The organism is Pseudomonas sp. W17 (assembly GCF_040268305.1).
GTDB lineage: Bacteria > Pseudomonadota > Gammaproteobacteria > Pseudomonadales > Pseudomonadaceae > Aquipseudomonas > Aquipseudomonas protegens.
On record NZ_CP158490.1, the window covers coordinates 6,115,220 to 6,133,413 of the forward strand.

General features: G+C 61.7%; 17 protein-coding genes and 4 tRNA genes. 9 read left to right on the top strand and 12 right to left on the bottom strand.

The features are described from left to right. Positions 1-66 precede the first annotated feature (66 nt). Complete coding sequence (locus tag ABCR88_RS28080; protein WP_041119925.1) at positions 67-2,985, top strand: DUF748 domain-containing protein; 2,919 nt, start codon at positions 67-69, stop codon at positions 2,983-2,985. Positions 2,986-3,195: 210 nt separating this feature from the next. On the opposite strand, the gene ABCR88_RS28085 is transcribed toward ABCR88_RS28080, so the two are convergent. Beyond that, on the bottom strand, positions 3,196-3,552 hold the full coding sequence (locus ABCR88_RS28085; protein WP_011063519.1) for a BON domain-containing protein: 357 nt from the start codon (positions 3,550-3,552) through the stop codon (positions 3,196-3,198). Between the two features lie 228 nt (positions 3,553-3,780). After that, positions 3,781-4,197 carry a pilin gene (locus ABCR88_RS28090; protein WP_041119926.1) on the bottom strand — a complete coding sequence of 139 codons (417 nt, stop codon included), beginning with the start codon at positions 4,195-4,197 and terminating at the stop codon, positions 3,781-3,783. A gap of 329 nt (positions 4,198-4,526) precedes the next feature. Between ABCR88_RS28090 and ABCR88_RS28095 the strand changes: the two genes are divergently transcribed. From ABCR88_RS28095 to yacG, 4 genes are read left to right on the top strand one after another with little or no spacing between them, the layout of a single operon-like run. Further along, positions 4,527-5,744 carry a type II secretion system F family protein gene (locus tag ABCR88_RS28095; protein WP_053153924.1) on the top strand — a complete coding sequence of 406 codons (1,218 nt, stop codon included), beginning with the start codon at positions 4,527-4,529 and terminating at the stop codon, positions 5,742-5,744. 2 nt (positions 5,745-5,746) lie between these two features. Further along, on the top strand, positions 5,747-6,619 hold the full coding sequence (locus ABCR88_RS28100) for an A24 family peptidase (protein WP_053153928.1): 873 nt from the start codon (positions 5,747-5,749) through the stop codon (positions 6,617-6,619). After that, positions 6,616-7,239, top strand: coding sequence for a dephospho-CoA kinase (gene coaE / locus ABCR88_RS28105; RefSeq protein ID WP_011063523.1), 624 nt, complete (start codon positions 6,616-6,618; stop codon positions 7,237-7,239). Before ABCR88_RS28100 ends, coaE begins: the two co-directional genes overlap by 4 nt. Further along, positions 7,236-7,439, top strand: coding sequence for a DNA gyrase inhibitor YacG (gene yacG, locus ABCR88_RS28110; protein ID WP_011063524.1), 204 nt, complete (start codon positions 7,236-7,238; stop codon positions 7,437-7,439). The genes coaE and yacG overlap by 4 nt, the downstream gene beginning before the upstream one ends. Before the next feature lie 19 nt (positions 7,440-7,458). On the opposite strand, the gene ABCR88_RS28115 is transcribed toward yacG, so the two are convergent. The 3 genes from ABCR88_RS28115 to ABCR88_RS28125 all read right to left on the bottom strand — a co-directional run bounded on the left by ABCR88_RS28115 (position 7,459) and on the right by ABCR88_RS28125 (position 8,891). After that, positions 7,459-7,674, bottom strand: coding sequence for a hypothetical protein (locus ABCR88_RS28115; protein ID WP_011063525.1), 216 nt, complete (start codon positions 7,672-7,674; stop codon positions 7,459-7,461). A gap of 63 nt (positions 7,675-7,737) precedes the next feature. After that, positions 7,738-8,427, bottom strand: a complete 690-nt coding sequence (locus ABCR88_RS28120) for an energy-coupling factor ABC transporter permease (RefSeq protein ID WP_053153931.1) — start codon at positions 8,425-8,427, stop codon at positions 7,738-7,740. Beyond that, positions 8,424-8,891 (bottom strand): hypothetical protein, encoded by a 468-nt coding sequence (locus tag ABCR88_RS28125; protein WP_026019989.1) that lies wholly within the window; start codon positions 8,889-8,891, stop codon positions 8,424-8,426. The genes ABCR88_RS28120 and ABCR88_RS28125 overlap by 4 nt, the downstream gene beginning before the upstream one ends. Positions 8,892-9,034: 143 nt before the next feature. On the opposite strand from ABCR88_RS28125, the gene ABCR88_RS28130 reads away from it, so the two are divergent. From ABCR88_RS28130 to ABCR88_RS28140, 3 genes are all read left to right on the top strand, one after another. Next, positions 9,035-9,664, top strand: a complete 630-nt coding sequence (locus ABCR88_RS28130; protein ID WP_011063528.1) for a DUF1780 domain-containing protein — start codon at positions 9,035-9,037, stop codon at positions 9,662-9,664. A gap of 189 nt (positions 9,665-9,853) precedes the next feature. Further along, positions 9,854-10,027, top strand: coding sequence for a DUF3094 family protein (locus ABCR88_RS28135; protein WP_015637073.1), 174 nt, complete (start codon positions 9,854-9,856; stop codon positions 10,025-10,027). A 60-nt stretch (positions 10,028-10,087) separates the two neighbouring features. After that, positions 10,088-11,386: an NAD(P)/FAD-dependent oxidoreductase gene (locus ABCR88_RS28140; protein ID WP_350023242.1), complete on the top strand. Its 1,299-nt coding sequence runs from the start codon at positions 10,088-10,090 to the stop codon at positions 11,384-11,386. 57 nt (positions 11,387-11,443) lie between these two features. Here ABCR88_RS28140 and ABCR88_RS28145 read toward each other — a convergent pair whose 3' ends face one another. Together ABCR88_RS28145 and ABCR88_RS28150 are read right to left on the bottom strand one after the other, a co-directional pair. Next, a complete protein-coding gene (locus ABCR88_RS28145) occupies positions 11,444-12,334 on the bottom strand; it encodes a proline iminopeptidase-family hydrolase (protein WP_011063530.1) in 891 nt (296 codons plus the stop codon). A 95-nt stretch (positions 12,335-12,429) separates the two neighbouring features. Further along, entirely contained in the window at positions 12,430-13,188 is a 759-nt protein-coding gene (locus tag ABCR88_RS28150; protein ID WP_053160093.1) for a LuxR family transcriptional regulator, read from the bottom strand. A gap of 284 nt (positions 13,189-13,472) precedes the next feature. On the opposite strand from ABCR88_RS28150, the gene ABCR88_RS28155 reads away from it, so the two are divergent. Then, positions 13,473-14,684, top strand: coding sequence for an aminopeptidase P family protein (locus ABCR88_RS28155; protein ID WP_350403726.1), 1,212 nt, complete (start codon positions 13,473-13,475; stop codon positions 14,682-14,684). Between the two features lie 223 nt (positions 14,685-14,907). On the opposite strand, the gene ABCR88_RS28160 is transcribed toward ABCR88_RS28155, so the two are convergent. From ABCR88_RS28160 to clpB, 5 genes are all read right to left on the bottom strand, one after another. After that, positions 14,908-14,984, bottom strand: a tRNA-Pro gene (locus ABCR88_RS28160). Between the two features lie 95 nt (positions 14,985-15,079). After that, a tRNA-Lys gene (locus tag ABCR88_RS28165) sits at positions 15,080-15,155 on the bottom strand. Between the two features lie 5 nt (positions 15,156-15,160). Next, a tRNA-Pro gene (locus ABCR88_RS28170) sits at positions 15,161-15,237 on the bottom strand. Positions 15,238-15,246: 9 nt separating this feature from the next. After that, a tRNA-Asn gene (locus ABCR88_RS28175) sits at positions 15,247-15,322 on the bottom strand. Between the two features lie 296 nt (positions 15,323-15,618). Next, positions 15,619-18,183: an ATP-dependent chaperone ClpB gene (clpB, locus tag ABCR88_RS28180; RefSeq protein ID WP_011063533.1), complete on the bottom strand. Its 2,565-nt coding sequence runs from the start codon at positions 18,181-18,183 to the stop codon at positions 15,619-15,621. Between the last annotated feature and the right edge of the window lie 11 nt (positions 18,184-18,194).

Here is an 18,194-nt window from a genome sequence, read left to right on the forward strand (position 1 = left end):
GGTTTCGGAACCGTAAACGCGTGCCATACTCCAAGGCACTTCCGATTCAGATAGATGAAGCCTCGCATGACCAAAGGATTGATTCGCGCTCTTTGCGCCTTGTTGACCGCTCTCGCCCTTTACAGTCTGCTGGGCTTTCTGATTCTGCCGGGCATTGCCTTGCGGGTGGCCAACCAGCAATTGGCCAACTACGCCACCACCCCAGCCCATATCCAGCGCATCGAGCTCAACCCCTTCAGCCTGGAGCTGACCCTCTGGGGCCTGAGCATCGGTGAACCAGGCAAGGAGCAGATCGCCTTCGATCGCCTCTACGCCAATCTGCAATTGGACAGCCTGTGGAAACGCGCGCTGCACCTGGCGGATGTCGAGCTGGACCAGCCCAAGACCGAAATCCTCTTCGACAAGGAAGGCAAGCTCAACCTCCTGGCCCTGTTCAAGCTGCCGGCCAGCGAACCGACCCCAAGCGACCCCAACGCCAAACCCTTCCCGGTACGCATCGAACGCATCAAGCTGGCCGGCGGCTACCTGCATTTCAAGGATCTGCGCCCCAGCGAACCCATCGAATTCCTCTACAACAAGCTCGATTTTGAGTTGAAGAACCTCAGTACCCTGCCGGACGACAGCGCCGACATGACGCTGGTCGCCACCGGCCCCGAGGGCGGGCAGATCGACTGGAGCGGCAACTTCAGCGTGACGCCGCTGACCTCCGAAGGCACCTTGAAAGTCACCGACGGCAAGATGAAAGCCTGGTGGCCCTATGTGCGCGATGCGGTGCCGCTAGTGCTGGAAGACGGCGTGGTCAACCTCAGTACCCACTACAAATTCAGCCTGACCAAGGAAACCGAGCTGCTGCTGGACAACACCTCCATCAGCGTCGCACCCTTTGCCATCAAGGCCCCGGACGGTCGCCCACTGGCGCGCCTGGAGCGCCTGGACGTCAGCGAAACCACAGTCGACCTGGCCAAGCAGCACGTGATTGTCGGCAAGGTCCGCAGCCAAAAGCTCGAAACCTGGGCCGCCCTTGAAGCCGACGGCCAGTTGGACTGGCAAAAGCTCTTCGCCAGTCAGCCGGCCAAACCGGCGCCAAAACCCGAGCCGGCCGCCGCCGACGCGCCCAAGGAACCAGCAGTGCCAGGTAAACCCTGGCAGGTGCTGCTCAAGGACGTGCAACTGCGCAACTACCAGGTGCACCTGGCCGATCGCAAGGCCAAGCCCGCCGTAGCCCTGGAGCTGGGGCCGCTGAACCTGGACCTGCAGAACTTCGACAGCCTCAACCAGTCGCCCTTCACCCTCAAGCTCGATACCGGCCTGGGCAAACAAGGCAAGGTCAACGCCACCGGCGAGGTCAACCTCAACCCCGTCAGCGCCAAACTCAAGGTGCAGACCCGGGACATCGACCTGCGCGTCGCCCAGTCCTATATCAGCCCGTTCATCCGCCTGGAACTGCGCAGCGGCATGCTCGGCAGTGACCTGGCAGTGGACCTGAAGAAAGTCGAACCCCTGACTTTCAGCGTCACCGGCCGGGCCAATGTGGACCAGCTGCACACCCTGGACACCCTCAAGACCCGCGACTTCGTGAAATGGAAACAAGTGGTGGTCGAAGGCCTGAACTATCAGCACGGTGACAGCTTGACCATCAGCCGGGTCAACCTGATGCAGCCCTATGCACGCTTCATCATCAACGATGACCGCACCACCAATATCGACGACCTGCTGATTCCACAACCACCCAGCAGTGGTGGCAAATCCTCGACGAAGGCCGAGCCCAGCTCAAGCAAGCCCCTGGGCATCCACATCGGTGAAATCGCCATCAACGACGGTTCGGCGAACTTCGCCGACCTGAGCCTGACGCCTAACTTCGCTACCGCCATCCAGCAGCTCAACGGCCATGTCGGCACCATCGACAGCCGCCAGGCCAAGCCGGCAGACGTGGACGTCAAGGGCAAGGTCGACCGCTATGCGCCGGTGACCATCAAGGGCAGCGTCAACCCGTTCGATCCGATGGCCGCCCTGGATATCGCCACCAGCTTCAAACGAGTTGAACTGACCACCCTGACCCCCTACTCCGGGAAATTCGCCGGTTTCCGCATCCGCAAGGGTCGGCTCAACCTCGACCTGCACTACATGATCACCAAGGGCCAGCTCAAGGCCGAGAACAAACTGGTGGTCGAGCAGTTGCAACTGGGGGAAAAGGTCGACAGCCCGGACGCCGTGGATCTGCCGATCCGCCTGGCAGTGGCCTTGCTGAAAGATACGGACGGCAAGATCTCCATCGAGCTGCCTATCTCCGGTGATTTGAACAACCCGCAGTTCAGCGTGATGCCGATTGTCTGGCAGACCCTGCGCAATCTGGTGCTGCGCGCCGCCCAGGCACCCTTCAAGTTCATTGGCGGGCTGGTCAGCGGTGGTGGCTCGGAAGACCTGAGCAACGTGTCCTTCGCTCCAGGCTCCAGCGACCTGAGCAAGGAATCCGAGTCGGCCCTGACCACCCTGGCCAAGGCGCTCAAGGAGCGTCCGACCCTGCGCCTGGAAATCGAAGGTACCAGCGCCCAGAGCAGTGACGGCCCGCTGATCGCCGAACAGCGGCTGGAGCGCGAATACCAGTACAACTACTACAAGATCCTCCAGCGCCGCGGTGACAAGGTCCCCGCCCAGGCGTCCCTGCTGCAGGTTCCCGAGGGCGAAAAAGCCCCTCTGCTGGAAGGTATCTACCGCACCCGCCTGAAACAGCAGCCGCCGGCGGAATGGGCCCAGCTCAGCCGCGACGAACGCAGCGCCAAGCTGCGTGAAGGTCTGATCAAGTTCTGGAGCAGCAGCGACGTGCTGTTGCGACAACTGGGTCAGGAGCGCGCCAGCAGCATCAAGGACTTCCTGGTGGACAAGGGCCAACTGGCCGACGACCGGGTCTACTTCATCGATGCCAACCTGGGCCAGGCCGAAAGCGATGGCCGGGTCGTCACCCCGCTGCACCTGGACAGCGAATAAACCTCTCGCGCCGGGCTCCACCCAGCCCGGCCGGTCTCTCCTGCAGCGCCTGCCTGGCGCCCACAATAGAACAGGCCCCGACACTCAGTGCCGGGGCCTGTAATGATCACGTCCTTGTGATCTTCCGCATGAACCCTTTTGAGAAGCGGCAGACGTATCACTCGGCTCGTCTACCGCACCCTCTCCCTGTCCAGGCGAGAAGCGTGAGTGTTACTCGGCTTTCAGGCCGTCAGCGGAAACTGCCTTGACGCCTTTGATTTTCTTGGTGATGGCCACGGCGGTAGCTTTCTGAGCCTCGGTTACCGCAACAGTGGACGACAGCGAAACAACGCCCTTGTTGGTTTCAACCTTGATGTCGGTGCCAGGAATGCCTTTCTCGGTTACCAGATCGCTTTTCACTTTGGTGGTGATCCAGGTATCGGAGGTGGCCTCTTTGGCCTTGGTCACTTCACCGGCAGCCACTACCATGGGCGACTGGGTGTTTTGAGTAGTCTGCGCAAATGCTGCGTTAGCCATGGTCAGGGTCAGAGCGGTAGCAGTTGCGGCAGCGATAGCGAACTTCTTCATACGAGTAACTCCTGTTCTTTAAGAAAGCCTGCGCCGTGTCCTGGCAACAGGGTTATGAGGGATATTGCAGATGCTGTGCCAAGTCTAGGAGCTTATAAATATTCATAAAATTCAATAAGTTATAAATTCATAAATAATTCGGCATCATGCAAAATGCATGACTACCCGCCAATCTGCATGCAAGTTGCGGCTTTTTCAGCGCGGCCTAGCCAATCGTGAAAAGCCTCCTCAAGCCCCCTCCGTACCACAGCCTTTGGGCGCATAGTCGGCCTCCACAGTGGTGGTGCATGTCCATCCTGAAGTCGCCGAACGGGTCAGGGTCAGGGTCTTGTTCAGCACCGGCCCCGGCGCATTGAGCAGGGTGCAGCCAATGCTGCCTTCACCGGTAGCCGCCGTCCCGCCGGCACTCATCTGGCAGTTGGCGGTCTGGGCCGTGCCCCCGGCCAGGGCCAGGGTCGGATCGGTCCCCTGGTTCAGCAGATCCTCGACGTTGACCTTCAGGGCCGACGCCTCGGCCAGGGCGGCAATCACCTTGGCCCGCGCCTGGTACTTGGCATACATCGGCATCGCCACGGTGGCGAGGATGCCGATGATGGCTACCACCACCAGCAATTCGATCAGGGTAAAACCGGATTGATGTTTCATGGGTTGCCTCCTGGCATGGACGAATGTTGCATGAGCACAAAGGCGTGAAGCACAGCCTGTGCCAGGGGATAACCCACGGATTACGTGGCCTGCAGGCGCGATAGCCCATGGCCTTGAGCGCCAGGAGTCGCACAAACTGACAAATTTCGTCAGCCCCTGCCCCTCTCGGGCAGCGCCTCGCCAGCTAGGCTTGGACAGGTGCATGGCGACCCGACAGTCGGCTCGCGCCCCCACCAAGGAACGTCCGGGGGGCAGGGTGATCTATCACCCGTTCGAACACAGCAGGGCGCTTGCGCCTCCCTATCCACCCTTGCACCAAGGATCGAACCATGGCGGTAAAAGCACCCGCGACCAGTGTCTATCTCTGGCACGGCACCGACAGCCAGGGCCGCCCCCTCACCGGAGAACTCAGCGCCGCGACCCCGGCCCTGATCAGGGCGCAATTGCGCAGACAGGGCATCACCCCAACCCGAATCCGACGCAAACCCAAGGGCTGGCTGCGCCTGCATCAGCGAGTAGGGGCACGGGACATTGCCCTGCTCACCCGGCAGTTGGCCACGCTGATGCAGGCCGGGGTGCCGCTGCTGCAATCCTTCGACATCATTGCCGAAAGTTTCGAGCATCCGCAGATGCGCCAACTGCTGGCCAGCCTCAAGCGCGACATCGAGGCCGGCTCCAGCCTGGCCACGGCATTGCGCAGACAACCGCGCCACTTCGACCCGCTGTACTGCAATCTGGTGGACGCCGGCGAGCAGGCCGGCGCCCTGGATACCCTGCTGGAGAGAGTCGCCACCTACAAGGAAAAGAGCGAGAACCTGAAGGCGCGGCTGAAGAAGGCCATGGTCTATCCCTTGGCGGTGATCGGCGTGGCGGTCGTGGTCAGCAGCATCCTGCTGCTCAAGGTGGTCCCCCAGTTCCAGAGCTTGTTCGCCGGTTTCAATGCCGAGCTGCCACTGCTCACCCAGTGGGTCATCGCTCTGTCACATTTCATCCAGCAGCAGGGGGCGCTGCTGCTGGCCGCCGGTGTGCTGGGCGGGCTTGCGGCGCGCCTGGCCTATCAGCGCTCCCCGAGCTTGCGTGACCGCCTGGATGTCGGCCTTTTGCACATGCCCCTGGCCGGGCCACTGCTGCACAAATCCGCGGTGGCCCGCTACGCACGGACCCTGGCCACCACCTTCGCCGCCGGCGTTCCCTTGGTGCAGGCCCTGGATTCAGTGGCCGGAGCCAGCGGCAACCCTGTCTTCAGGCAAGCGGTGCAACGGATCCGCCAGCAGGTCGCCGCCGGCATGCAATTGAACTTTGCCATGCGCGCCAGCGGCGTCTTCCCGACCATGGCGATCCAGATGACCGCCATCGGCGAAGAGTCCGGAACCCTGGATCATCTGCTGGAAAAAGTCGCGATCCATTACGAGGTCGAGGTGGACAACCTGGTGGACAGCCTGACCAGCCTCATGGAGCCGTTGATCATGGTGGTCCTGGGGGGTATCGTCGGCGCCCTGGTGGTTGCCATGTACCTGCCTATCTTCCAACTCGGTACAGCGATCTGAACATGCCCCTGACTGACGCCCTCACTCTCTACCCCATGGCCTTCGTGGCTGCGGCCCTGGTATTGGGCCTGATCGTCGGCAGCTTTCTCAACGTGCTGGTGTGGCGCCTGCCGAAAATGCTCGAACGCGACTGGCGAGCCCAGGCCCGCGACGTGCTGGGGCTGGAGCCGGAACCTGTGGCTGCGCCCTATAACCTGATGCTGCCGCACTCCCAGTGCCCGCACTGTGCGCAGGCGATCCGCCCCTGGGAAAACATTCCGCTGCTCAGTTACCTGTGGCTGCGTGGCCGCTGCGCCCACTGCAACAGCTTCATCAGCCCGCGCTACCCGTTGACCGAACTGGCCTGCGGGCTGATCTCGGGTTTTATCGCCTGGCACTTCGGCTTCGGCTGGGCGGCCGGGCTGATGCTGATCCTCAGTTGGGGGCTGCTGGCAATGAGCCTGATCGACGCCGATCACCAGCTGCTGCCGGATGTGCTGGTGCTGCCACTGTTGTGGCTGGGGCTGATCGCCAACAGCTTCGGCCTGCTGATCAGCCTGGAGGATGCGCTGTGGGGGACGGTGATCGGCTATCTGTTCCTGTGGTCGGTGTTCTGGCTGTTCAAGCTGCTGACCGGCAAGGAGGGCATGGGCCACGGTGATTTCAAGCTGCTGGCCCTGTTCGGGGCCTGGGGCGGCTGGCAGATCCTGCCTCTGACCCTGCTGCTGTCATCCCTGTTGGGAGCGATTCTCGGCACGATCCTGCTGCGCCTGCGCCGGGAAAAGACCTCGACGCCAATCCCCTTTGGACCCTTTCTGGCCATTGCCGGCTGGATTGCCTTGCTCTGGGGTGGTCAAATAACCGACTTCTATCTGCAGTTTGTCGGTTTCCAATGACTCGCTCCGTTAACACACCCTGGACCCTCGGCCTGACCGGCGGCATCGGCAGCGGCAAAAGTGCCGCCGCCCAGCACTTCATCGACCTGGGGGTACATGTGATCGATGCCGATCATGCCGCCCGCTGGGTAGTGGAGCCCGGCCGCCCGGCCCTGGAACAGATTGCCCGGCACTTTGGCCAAGGCGTGCTGCAGGCCGACGGCCAACTGGATCGCGCGGCTCTGCGCAAGCTGATCTTCGAGGTACCCGAACAGCGTCGCTGGCTGGAAGCCCTGCTGCACCCGCTGATCGCCGAGGAAATTGTCAGCCACCTGGCCCGCGCCGAATCGCCCTACGCAATCCTGGTGTCGCCGCTGCTGATCGAATCCGGCCAGTCGCGGATGACCCAGCGGATTCTGGTGATCGACGTACCCCAGCAACTGCAGATCGAGCGTACCCTGCAGCGCGACCAGATCAGCGAACAGCAGGTCCAGGCGATTCTCCAGGCCCAGGCCAGCCGTGAGGAACGCCTGCGCCATGCCGATGACGTGCTGGTCAACGACCGCGACCACGCCTGGTTGCGCAGCGAGGTCGAGCGCCTGCATCACTTTTACCTAACTTTGCGTGGAGGCCAGTCATGAGCCAACCCCTGACCGTCGAATGCCCAACCTGTGGCGCCCCTGTGGAATGGACCGCGGCCAACATCAACCGGCCCTTCTGTTCCGATCGCTGCAAGCTGATCGACCTGGGCGCCTGGGCTGCCGAGGAGCACAAGATTCCGGTGAGCCCGGATGCCGAGGACGAGCTGTTCTCCGAAGAGCTGCCCCCTCGCGCTCACTGAGTGCTGACCCCGGCGCCGGTCAGGGCCGCATGAAGCTGTAGTCCTGATCGTCGTCGAGGTTCTCCGCTAGAAACTGCAGCTCGTCTGCCAGGTCCTCGATGCTGCGCACACTCTTGCTTTGCTGCACCACCGCACTGAGCAGGGCGCGCAGGCTCAACCCCGGTTCAAAACCTTCCTGCTGAGCATTGTGCAGACTGTCGCGCACTTCCTGCCGGGCCCACTGGTAGACACTCATGACCGCACTCCTGAGATTTTTGCCGAGCATGCAGCCCGGCAAAACACCGTGGATTGATATGGATCAAGGGCGCGGATCCTCGTCTTTCCAGGGCGCCGACAGGTAGCGGGTACGGTTGAAGGTTTCCAGCCATTCCGGGCAGAACACCACCAGGGCGCTGATCACCATGCCGTTGATAAAGGCTTCCGGGAAGATGATCAGCCACAGGTAGCCGACAAAATCTTCCAGCCATTCGGGCATGGCAAAGCGTTCGTCGAACCACAGCAGGCCCAGGCCGCAGAGCAGGCATAACAATGCCGAGAGTGCCGCGGCAAAGAACCCCGAGCAGAAGATATAGACGAAGGGATTGCGCGGCTGGGCCCGTTCCACCAGGCAGGCGCAGGCCTCGGTGACCGCCACCGGCAGCAGGATCAGCAAGGTTCCATTGACCCCCAGCGCCGCCAGGTCCTGCCGGCCCAGGGCCAGCAGGCCCAACTGTGCGATCAAGCCGCCAACTATCGCCAGCGGCCAGTCCAGCAGCAGGGTTACTGCGGTCATGCCGATGAAGTGGTAGGAGACCCCCGTGTCGAAATCCCGGCGCACCAGCCACAGCAGAAACAAGGCGAACACCGTGCCAAACAGCAAGTGTTGGCGCCGGCTGTCGGTAAACAGCTCGACCCAGGGCGCCCGCAGTACCGCCCAGATCAGTACTGGCACATACAGCAGCCAGCCGCCAATCAGGCTTTGCGGCGACAGCAGCGCCGCGCTGATCATGGCTGGGCCCGCTCCAGCGCCGCAGCCAATTGCGCGGCCGTGGCGAACGCCTGCCGGGCGACCAGTTGCCCATCCTGCAGCTGCAGCCACAGCACCTGATCCTCGGCGGCGGGATAGCGTGGTGCCACGCGCCCATCGCGATCGAGCATCACTCGGTAGGGGTAATCCTTCATGGCCGGCACCGCAAACAGTTTGGCGATCACTGTCGGCATGCGCTGGATATCGGCGACAAACACCCCGTGGCGCTCCTGCAGGTAGCCCTTGGGTTTGTCCTTGAGCGCCGCGTTCACCACTTTGGCGGCGTCCATGCTGCGTGCCACCAACAGGATCCGCGCCTGGGAATCGAGGCTGTAGGGCTGGTCGAATTGATCGAGCAGGGTCCAGGGCGCCAGGCGCTCTCCTATTTCCAGGGCCTGGGCCCACAACGGCAACAGGGCCAGCAACAGCATTGACCAGCGCTTCACTGCGCACTCCTTATCGAATGGTTGGACGGCAAACAGTCTACACCGCCCTTGGGCAGGCTCCAGCGAGGTTGCCGGCAACGCCTGCGGAGGTTTTTGCACGGCCGTGGTTTTTAAGGTCATATTTGAGCGCTAAGCTTGGGGGTATGGATGACTCAGATTTTTTGCGCCTGCTTACCATCCAGGCCGAACAAGCCAACGCGTTCCTGTCCAATGCCCGCAAATGGGAGCGTGAGCGTTGGGTCTGCCAGCGCCTGCTGCAAGGCCTGAACATTCCCTACCGCAACGACGAGTTCACCGCCGCCGGGCAAGAGCCCCCCGATGTGCTGTTTCGCGAGGCCAGCTTCGAAGTGTTCTTCGTCCTCGACGAAGGCCGCAGGCTCAACGATGAATGGCGCGACGAATTGCAGCGCCGGCGCAGCGCGTTCTCCCTGAGCCAGTTGGTGCGCCGCGAAGCCAAGCCCAAGCGCATCCCGGCTAGCGAACTGTTGCTGCGCCTGGCACCGACCTTGCGCAAGAAGGCCCACAACTATCAGGAGCGCGGAATGAACCTCGGCGAGCTGGACATCATTGCCTTCGCCGCCCTGAAACGCGAAGTCCTGGACCTCAACAGCCACTTCCCGCCCCCCACCGAATACCTGCGCCAGGGCTGGCGCTCGCTGTCCCTGGTGGGGCCGACGTTCGCCCGCGTGCTGTTCGCCCACCCGGATGCGCCGGAGTTCCTGCGCAGCAACCTGGGCCGCAGCATCCTCTTCGACGTCGGCATCAGTTTGTAACGCCGGTCAATGCGGCCTGTGTAGCCATGGCGCAATCCGCCCGGCAATGGTAAAAAAGCACACTTGCCTGCCAACGCCGGGCCCGTGCCAGCGAGCCCTCACGCGGCAGCGGCTATGCTCCGTTCATGCCGGATAACACCGCGCTGTAACATTCCTCAACGTTGCGACGTCTATCTGACGAGGTCTTTTATGAGCAGCCGCCTGAACCCCGACGACCAACGCCATGTCGAAGAATACCTGCAACTGCCCCAGCATCGAGTCGAGCGCCGGCCCTTCCGGCCGTGGATGCTCCTCGTGGTGGTGATTGCGGTGACTGTCGCCCTGGGCCTGTTGAGCCGTTTCATCAGTTACCTGACGCTATGAGCTGCTTCGCGCTCGCTCGGTTGACTGCACCGATTTCTTTTAGCCTTGCGAGATATCCCCATGACTCATCGTATTGTCATCGTTGGCGGCGGCGCCGGCGGCCTGGAGTTGGCGACCCGCCTGGGTAAGACTCTGGGCAAGCGCGGCATCGCCAGTGTGATGCTGGTGGACGCCAACCTGACCCACATCTGGAAACCGCTGCTCCACGAAGTGGCTGCCGGTTCGCTGAACTCCTCCGAAGACGAACTCAACTACGTCGCCCAAGCAAAATGGAACCACTTCGAGTTCCAGCTGGGCCGCATGAGCGGGCTCGATCGGCAGCGCAAGAAGATCCAACTGGCCGCCACCTACGACGAAGAAGGCGTGGAGCTGTTGCCGGCCCGGGAGCTGGGCTACGACACCCTGGTGATCGCCGTGGGCAGTACCACCAACGACTTTGGCACCCAGGGCGCGGCCCAGCATTGCCTGTTCCTCGACACCCGCAAGCAGGCCGAGCGTTTCCACCAGCAACTGCTCAACCACTACTTGCGAGCCCATGCCGGGCAGACCGATGCCGTGGAGCAGATCAGCGTGGCCATCGTCGGCGCCGGCGCCACTGGCGTGGAACTGGCGGCAGAACTGCACAACGCGGCCCATGAACTGGCGGCCTACGGGCTGGACCGGATTCTCCCGGAAAACATGCACATCACCCTGATCGAGGCCGGGCCACGGGTGCTGCCTGCCCTGCCCGAACGCATCAGCGGCCCGGTGCACAAGACCCTGGAGAAACTCGGGGTCAAGGTGCTGACCAACGCCTCGGTCAGCGAAGTGACCGCCGACAGCCTGATCACCGCCGACGGCCAGACCATTCCCGCCAGCCTCAAGGTCTGGGCCGCGGGCATTCGCGCGCCAGCCTTCCTCAAGGACATCGACGGCCTGGAGACCAACCGCATCAACCAACTGCAGGTACTACCGACCCTGCAGACCACTCGCGACGAGAACATCTTTGCCTTCGGCGACTGCGCCGCCTGCCCGCAACCAGGCAGCGACCGTAATGTGCCGCCACGGGCCCAGGCCGCGCACCAGCAAGCCTCGTTGCTGGCCAAGTCGCTGAAGCTGCGCATCGAAGGCAAGGACCTGCCGACCTACAAGTACACCGACTACGGCTCACTGATCTCGCTGTCGCGCTTCTCGGCGGTGGGCAACTTGATGGGCAACCTCACTGGCAGCGTGATGCTCGAAGGCTGGCTGGCGCGGATGTTCTACATCTCGCTGTATCGCATGCACCAGATGGCGCTGTACGGAGTCTTCCGCACCGCGATGCTGATGCTTGGCAGCCGAATCGGCCGCGGTACCGATCCACGCCTGAAGCTGCACTAGGCCCCTGAAAAACCACGCCCCCCGCTACGTAACGTAGCGGGGGCTGCTGGCGTACGGTTACAGGCATTCATCGAGAAAATTCACGACGGTGCCCATGCAGGCGACCCGCTCCTCGACGTGGGGCATGTGGCTGGAGTGTTCGAACAACGCCAGGCGAATGCCGGGAATCTTCTCCAGGTAGGGTCTGACCACAACTGGCGTGGCTTCATCGTAGCGGCCACAGATCAAAAGCGTCGGCACCTCGATGCGTCCCAGGCGCTCGACGATGCTCCAGTCACGCAGGTTGTCCATCAGCGGAAAACCTCCCCCCCGCTCCGCGCCATCGGCACCACGGCCCTGGGCAAACATCCGCGCCACCTCTTCAGGCCACGGGCGCAGCCGACATACATGCCGTTCAAAGTACAACTGCCAGGCCTGCACATATTCGGCGCCACGAGGGGAGCCCGGCTGCTCATGCCAGGCCAGCACCTGCAACGCTTCCTCAGGCAGGGCTGTGCGCAGTTTCAGGGTCTCGGCTTCCCAGGTGCGCATGTCGGCTGGCGCATTGGCCAGGATCAGCGCACGCAAGCCGGCCGGCGCGCGCACCCCGTGCTCGCTGGCCAGCGCAGCTCCCCAGGAGTGACCCAGCAGGGCGTAGTCCTGGCTGATGCGCAGGTGGTCCAGGAGGTTGTCCAGCTGCTCCAGGTAGAGTTCAAGGCTCCAGAACGACGGCGGCTTGCCATCCAGACGAGTGGAGAGGCCACTTCCCAGGTGATCGAATTGAACGATCGCCCGACCACTGGCGGCCACATCCCTGAAGGCGTCCAGGGTGTCGTGGGTGCAGCCCGGACCGCCGTGCAGAATCACCAGGGGCGTAAGTCCGCTGTGCAGATCCCCGGTGACCCGATACCACGTCTGATGGACGCCAAAGGAGGCATAGCCTTCCAGTGGTGGTTTGCTTGCATTCATTGCGCATCGCTCCCTGATGACAATCAGCCTGTGTCGTTCAATCTTCCGTTCCGCGCTCCAACGCCTCCAGTGCGGCAGAGCCTGTGCTACTCGCCTCAGTTACCCAGCAGGCGATAGTGAACCGCGCGAACCACCGCCTGAACCCGATTCCTGGCGCCCAGCTTGTGCATCGCCGAGGTCAGGTGCAGGTTGATCGTGGCCTGCGAACGCTGCAAGCGCTCGGCAATCTCGCCGGAAGTCATGCCCTCTGCAGCCCATTTCAGGCACTCGCGTTCACGCCGGGTCAGATCAACCGGATAACTGCGAACGCATTTGCTGAGCTGTGGATAGAGATGCTCCTGCAACGCATGAGCAAGCAGGGTGAAGTGGCCCTGAACCTGTTGCAAGTCCTGTAATGCCACCGTGGCATTGCCGGAGCGCAAACCGGTGAGGCTGGCGAAACCGCCCCTGGGTAAATGGATGGGCACGGTCATGCCGTGGGCCATTTGATGATGGTGCAGGTAACTGGATACCGGAGCGTGCTGCTGCCCGAGGGCCTGGCGCAGGACGGTTTCCGCCTCGGGCTTGTAGGACCAGATAAAGGGCGAGGAACTGTCCAGAGCAACCTGCTGGACCGGGTCGATATGGTAGTAACCCTGATCGCACCAGAGCTCCAGCCAGTCACTGGGGGTATTGCAGACCATGGCACTGGGGATGATCAGCTCGCCTGCCTGATCGAAAGGCACCGGGCTGTAGTCATAAACCAGGGCATCGAAACCCAGTTCCGAGGCCAGTGTCATGGTTCCCGTCATTCGCTCATGCAGCGAGTTTCCGGACAAAAGATGGGTATCAAATTCCGCGAGCCTGCTCTGCATCCTTGCCGCTTCCTTACTGTTGATCCTTAACAGCGAAGGGCCAGAATGCCACGCCCGGCAGCAACGGGCCAGGCAAAACCTATAAGAAATACCAGGTTTGCGGCACAACCAGCGCTTGCCCCAGCGTCATCGGCGCCCATGGCCATGACCCGCAAAACAGCGCTGACAACCAGCTCAAGGTCGGTACCGCACATGCCTGCCCCCGCCCTATCTGCTGCAATGCTGTGTCACGGCCCACCCCGTGTGGCGCCATGCATCGCTCATAGCAGACAAGGACCCAGGCCATGCAGATGCCCCAGACGCTTGAGTTGCACAACGGTGACAAAGCCCCTGCCACCTTCTCCCCCAAAGAATACGCTCGACGCCTGGGCGCCCTGCGGGCCTACATGGCGCAACAGGACATTGACGCCGCGCTATTCACCTCGTACCACAACATCAACTACTACGCCGGCTTCCTGTATTGCTCCTTCGGCCGCCAGTACGCCCTCGTGGTGACCCAGGAACACAGCGTGCTGATCAGCGCCAATATCGACGGCGGCCAACCGGGGCGGCGGGCGACCTGCGATGCCCAGGTGATCTATACCGACTGGCAGCGGGGCAATTTCTTCGTCGCGGTCAAGCAGGCCCTGCCCCGCGCTTCGCGCCTGGGACTGGAGTTCGATCATCTGACCCTGCCCAATCACCGGGCCTTTGCCGAGCTCTATCCCCAGGCACAGTTACTGGACATCGCCGCGCCCTGCATGAACCTGCACATGCTCAAGTCCGCTGAAGAGCAAGCGCTGATCCGCCAGGGTGCGCGGATTGCAGACATCGGCGGGGCCGCCGCCATCGAAGCCCTGCACGACCAGGTACCGGAATACGAAGTGGCCGGACACGCCACCCAGGCCATGGTGCGGGCGATTGCCGAGGCGTTTCCGGGGGCCGAACTGATGGATACCTGGACCTGGTTTCAGTCCGGGCTCAATACCGATGGCGCCCACAATCCACTGACCTCGAGACGGGTCAACCCAGGAGAAGTGCTGAGCCTCAACTGCTTCCCGATGATCGCCGGCTACTACACCGCCCTGGAGCGCACGCTGTTCCTCGGCCATTGCCCCGACGCCTGCCTGCGATTGTGGGAGATCAACGTCCAGGTGCATGAAGCTGGGCTGCAACTGGTCAAGCCCGGCGCACGCTGCAGCGATATCGCTCGACAACTGAACGCCCTCTACCTGGAACACGACCTGCTGCAATACCGTACCTTCGGCTATGGCCATTCGTTCGGCATCCTCAACCACTACTATGGGCGCGAGACCGGGCTGGAGTTTCGTGAGGATGTGGAGACCATTCTTGAGCCCGGCATGGTGGTGTCCATCGAACCGATGATCAGGCTGCCCGAAGGCCTGCCCGGAGCCGGCGGTTATCGGGAACACGACATCCTGATCGTCGACGAGCACGGCGCGTGCAATATCACCGGGCTGCCGTACGGGCCGCGGTACAACATCATTGGCAGTTGACTCAACTGTCTGGAAAACGCCCTCCCCCACAGAGAAGGCTCGCCGCTTCAACCATGACTTGAGTCATCAGCCAAATACTGTGACGGAGAACATTCAGCACAAGCACAATCGAGGCATCAAGGGCCGTAGGTACCCTGCCCAGGCTCGACGCCAGCGGGCCTGCGAACTTTTCCACAGGCATACAAAAAAGGGCACCTCATTGAGGTGCCCTTTTTCGTGAATATGGTCGGGGTAAGGGGATTCGAACTCCTGACATCCTGCTCCCAAAGCAGGCGCGCTACCGGACTGCGCTATACCCCGGTAAAAAAAAGGCACCTTCTAGAGGCGCCTTCTTCGAACAGCGCTTTTGGCCTCTGTTCTTAAGATTCGATTCCAGCGCTAACTGGTTTCAAAAATGGTGGGTCGTGTGGGATTCGAACCTACGACCAATTGGTTAAAAGCCAACTGCTCTACCAACTGAGCTAACGACCCAAAAATGGTCGGGGTAAGGGGATTCGAACTCCTGACATCCTGCTCCCAAAGCAGGCGCGCTACCGGACTGCGCTATACCCCGGTTTGAAATTGGCTCCGTGACCAGGACTCGAACCTGGGACCCAATGATTAACAGTCATTTGCTCTACCGACTGAGCTATCACGGAACTACATATTTCAAGTTACAACTTTTTACTTCATCCTCTTCGACTTGTTCGCATCGCTACGTTCATGTCTCTGAGGCGCGCTATTTTACAATCTTAAAAACCCCTGTCAACCCCTTAAATTGCTTTTAAGACAATGATTTGCGACTTCATTGCCGGTTTCTTCTTGATTAGAAAAAACCTCGGGGGTGACTGACTGCGGGGCGCACTTTACAAGCCTTTTCCTTACAGTTCAACGCCCTAGTGAAAAAAAAGGCCTCGCAATGCGAGGCCTCCTCTATAAACCCACCGATCAGTGATCAGGCGAAGACGATTTCGTCGTCCTGCACCGAGGCGGTAACCGTGGCTCCCGGCAGGAAACCGCCGGAGAGGATCAACTGCGCCAACGGGTTCTCGATCCAGCGCTGGATGGCCCGTTTCAGCGGCCGTGCGCCATACACCGGGTCGTAACCCACAGCGATCAGCTTGTCCAAGGCCTCGTCGCTCAGTTCCAGGCTCAGCTCGCGCTCCGCCAGGCGACTGCGCAGGCGACCCAACTGGATCTGCGTGATGCCGGCGATCTGATCCCGTGCCAGAGGCTCGAAGATCACCACTTCGTCGACCCGGTTGATGAACTCCGGCCGGAAGTGGGTGGACACCGCGTCCATCACCGCCGCACGTTGTGCCTCGCGATCCCCTACCAGCTCCTGGATCTGCGCCGACCCCAGGTTGGAGGTCATGACGATCACCGTATTGCGAAAGTCCACGGTACGCCCGTGGCTGTCCGTCAGACGGCCATCTTCCAGGACCTGCAGCAGGATGTTGAACACATCCGGATGCGCCTTCTCGACTTCGTCCAGAAGAATCACCGAGTACGGCTTGCGACGCACGGCTTCGGTCAGGTAACCGCCCTCTTCATAACCGACATAGCCTGGTGGCGCACCGATCAGGCGAGCCACGGAATGTTTCTCCATGAACTCGGACATGTCGATCCGCACCATGGCCTCTTCGGTATCGAAGAGGAATTCCGCCAGGGCCTTGCACAACTCGGTCTTACCCACGCCGGTCGGGCCGAGGAACATGAACGAACCGCTGGGCCGGTTCGGGTCGGACAACCCGGCTCGGGAACGGCGCACAGCGTTGGCCACCGCCACCACGGCTTCGTTCTGGCCAATCACCCGCTCGTGCAGCAGGCTTTCCATCTTCAGCAGCTTGTCGCGCTCGCCTTCAAGCATTTTCGACACTGGAATGCCGGTCCACTTGGACACCACTTCGGCAATCTCTTCCTCGGTAACCTTGCTGCGCAGCAACTGGTTCTCGCTGTGGCCGTGCTGGTCGACCATCTGCAGGCTGCGCTCCAGGTCCGGGATCACCCCGTACTGCAGCTCGGCCATGCGATTGAGATCGCCTTTACGACGCGCCGCTTCCAGTTCCTGGCGCGACTGCTCGATCTTCTGCTGGATCTGCGCAGAACCCTGCACTTCGGCTTTCTCCGAGGTCCAGACTTCTTCCAGGTCAGCGTATTCACGCTCCAGGCGGACAATCTCTTCCTGGAGTTTTTCCAGGCGCTTGATCGCGGCCTCGTCGTCTTCTTTCTTCAGGGCCTGGGATTCAACCTTGAGCTGAATCAGGCGCCGCTCCAGACGGTCCAGCACTTCCGGCTTGGAGTCGATCTCCATACGGATGCGGCTGGCGGCCTCGTCGATCAGGTCGATGGCCTTGTCCGGCAACTGCCGATCGGTGATGTAACGATGGCTGAGCTTGGCCGCGGCAATGATCGCGCCGTCGGTGATCGCCACCTTGTGGTGCACCTCATAGCGCTCTTTCAGGCCGCGCAGGATGGCAATGGTGTCTTCCTCGCTCGGCTCATCCACCAACACTTTCTGGAAGCGCCGCTCGAGGGCCGCGTCCTTCTCTATATATTGGCGGTATTCGTTGAGCGTGGTGGCGCCCACGCAGTGCAGCTCGCCACGGGCCAGGGCGGGCTTGAGCATGTTGCCCGCATCCATCGAGCCTTCGCCTTTACCAGCGCCGACCATGGTGTGCAGCTCGTCGATGAACAGGATGATCTGCCCTTCCTGCTTCGACAGTTCATTAAGCAGGGATTTCAGGCGCTCTTCGAACTCGCCACGGTATTTGGCGCCGGCGATCAAGGCGCCCATGTCCAGGGACAGCAAGCGCTTGCCTTTGAGGCCATCGGGCACTTCGCCGTTGATGATCCGCTGGGCCAGGCCTTCGGCGATGGCCGTCTTACCCACGCCTGGCTCACCAATCAGCACCGGGTTGTTCTTGGTCCGGCGTTGCAGCACCTGGATGGTCCGGCGAATTTCGTCGTCACGGCCGATTACCGGATCAAGCTTGCCGTCTTCGGCGCGCTTGGTCAGGTCGACGGTGTACTTGTCCAGGGCCTGGCGCGACTCTTCGACGTTGGCGTCATTCACCGCCTCACCGCCACGCAGGTTGTTGATGGCGTTCTCCAGGGCTTTCTTGCTCACGCCCTGGCCCAGCAACAATTTGCCGAGTTTGCTGTTCTCATCCATGGCGGCCAGCAGCACCAGCTCGCTGGAGATGAACTGGTCGCCTTTCTGCTGCGCCAGGCGGTCGGCCTGGTTGAGCAGGCGCGCCAGATCCTGGGACATGTTGACGTCGCCAGTGGGGTTCTGGATTTTCGGCAGCTGGTCGAGCTCTTTGCTCAGTTCCTTGCGCAGGCTGTTGACGTCGAAGCCCACCTGCATCAGCAGAGGCTTGATCGAGCCGCCCTGCTGTTCCAGCAGCGCCTGCATCAGGTGCGCCGGTTCAATGGCCGGATGATCGAGGCCAACCGCCAGAGATTGAGAATCGGATAAGGCCAGCTGCAATTTGCTGGTTAATCGGTCTATACGCATTAGTCACCTTC

What these genes read in the sequence shown, in the direction of transcription:
- ABCR88_RS28080 (WP_041119925.1), top strand. Translation starts at nt 67, where the DNA reads ATGACCAAAGGATTGATTCGCGCTCTTTGCGCCTTGTTGACCGCTCTC.
- ABCR88_RS28085 (WP_011063519.1), bottom strand. Translation starts at nt 3,552, where the DNA reads ATGAAGAAGTTCGCTATCGCTGCCGCAACTGCTACCGCTCTGACCCTG.
- ABCR88_RS28090 (WP_041119926.1), bottom strand. Translation starts at nt 4,197, where the DNA reads ATGAAACATCAATCCGGTTTTACCCTGATCGAATTGCTGGTGGTGGTA.
- ABCR88_RS28095 (WP_053153924.1), top strand. Translation starts at nt 4,527, where the DNA reads ATGGCGGTAAAAGCACCCGCGACCAGTGTCTATCTCTGGCACGGCACC.
- ABCR88_RS28100 (WP_053153928.1), top strand. Translation starts at nt 5,747, where the DNA reads ATGCCCCTGACTGACGCCCTCACTCTCTACCCCATGGCCTTCGTGGCT.
- coaE (WP_011063523.1), top strand. Translation starts at nt 6,616, where the DNA reads ATGACTCGCTCCGTTAACACACCCTGGACCCTCGGCCTGACCGGCGGC.
- yacG (WP_011063524.1), top strand. Translation starts at nt 7,236, where the DNA reads ATGAGCCAACCCCTGACCGTCGAATGCCCAACCTGTGGCGCCCCTGTG.
- ABCR88_RS28115 (WP_011063525.1), bottom strand. Translation starts at nt 7,674, where the DNA reads ATGAGTGTCTACCAGTGGGCCCGGCAGGAAGTGCGCGACAGTCTGCAC.
- ABCR88_RS28120 (WP_053153931.1), bottom strand. Translation starts at nt 8,427, where the DNA reads ATGATCAGCGCGGCGCTGCTGTCGCCGCAAAGCCTGATTGGCGGCTGG.
- ABCR88_RS28130 (WP_011063528.1), top strand. Translation starts at nt 9,035, where the DNA reads ATGGATGACTCAGATTTTTTGCGCCTGCTTACCATCCAGGCCGAACAA.
- ABCR88_RS28135 (WP_015637073.1), top strand. Translation starts at nt 9,854, where the DNA reads ATGAGCAGCCGCCTGAACCCCGACGACCAACGCCATGTCGAAGAATAC.
- ABCR88_RS28140 (WP_350023242.1), top strand. Translation starts at nt 10,088, where the DNA reads ATGACTCATCGTATTGTCATCGTTGGCGGCGGCGCCGGCGGCCTGGAG.
- ABCR88_RS28145 (WP_011063530.1), bottom strand. Translation starts at nt 12,334, where the DNA reads ATGAATGCAAGCAAACCACCACTGGAAGGCTATGCCTCCTTTGGCGTC.
- ABCR88_RS28150 (WP_053160093.1), bottom strand. Translation starts at nt 13,188, where the DNA reads ATGCAGAGCAGGCTCGCGGAATTTGATACCCATCTTTTGTCCGGAAAC.
- ABCR88_RS28155 (WP_350403726.1), top strand. Translation starts at nt 13,473, where the DNA reads ATGCAGATGCCCCAGACGCTTGAGTTGCACAACGGTGACAAAGCCCCT.
- clpB (WP_011063533.1), bottom strand. Translation starts at nt 18,183, where the DNA reads ATGCGTATAGACCGATTAACCAGCAAATTGCAGCTGGCCTTATCCGAT.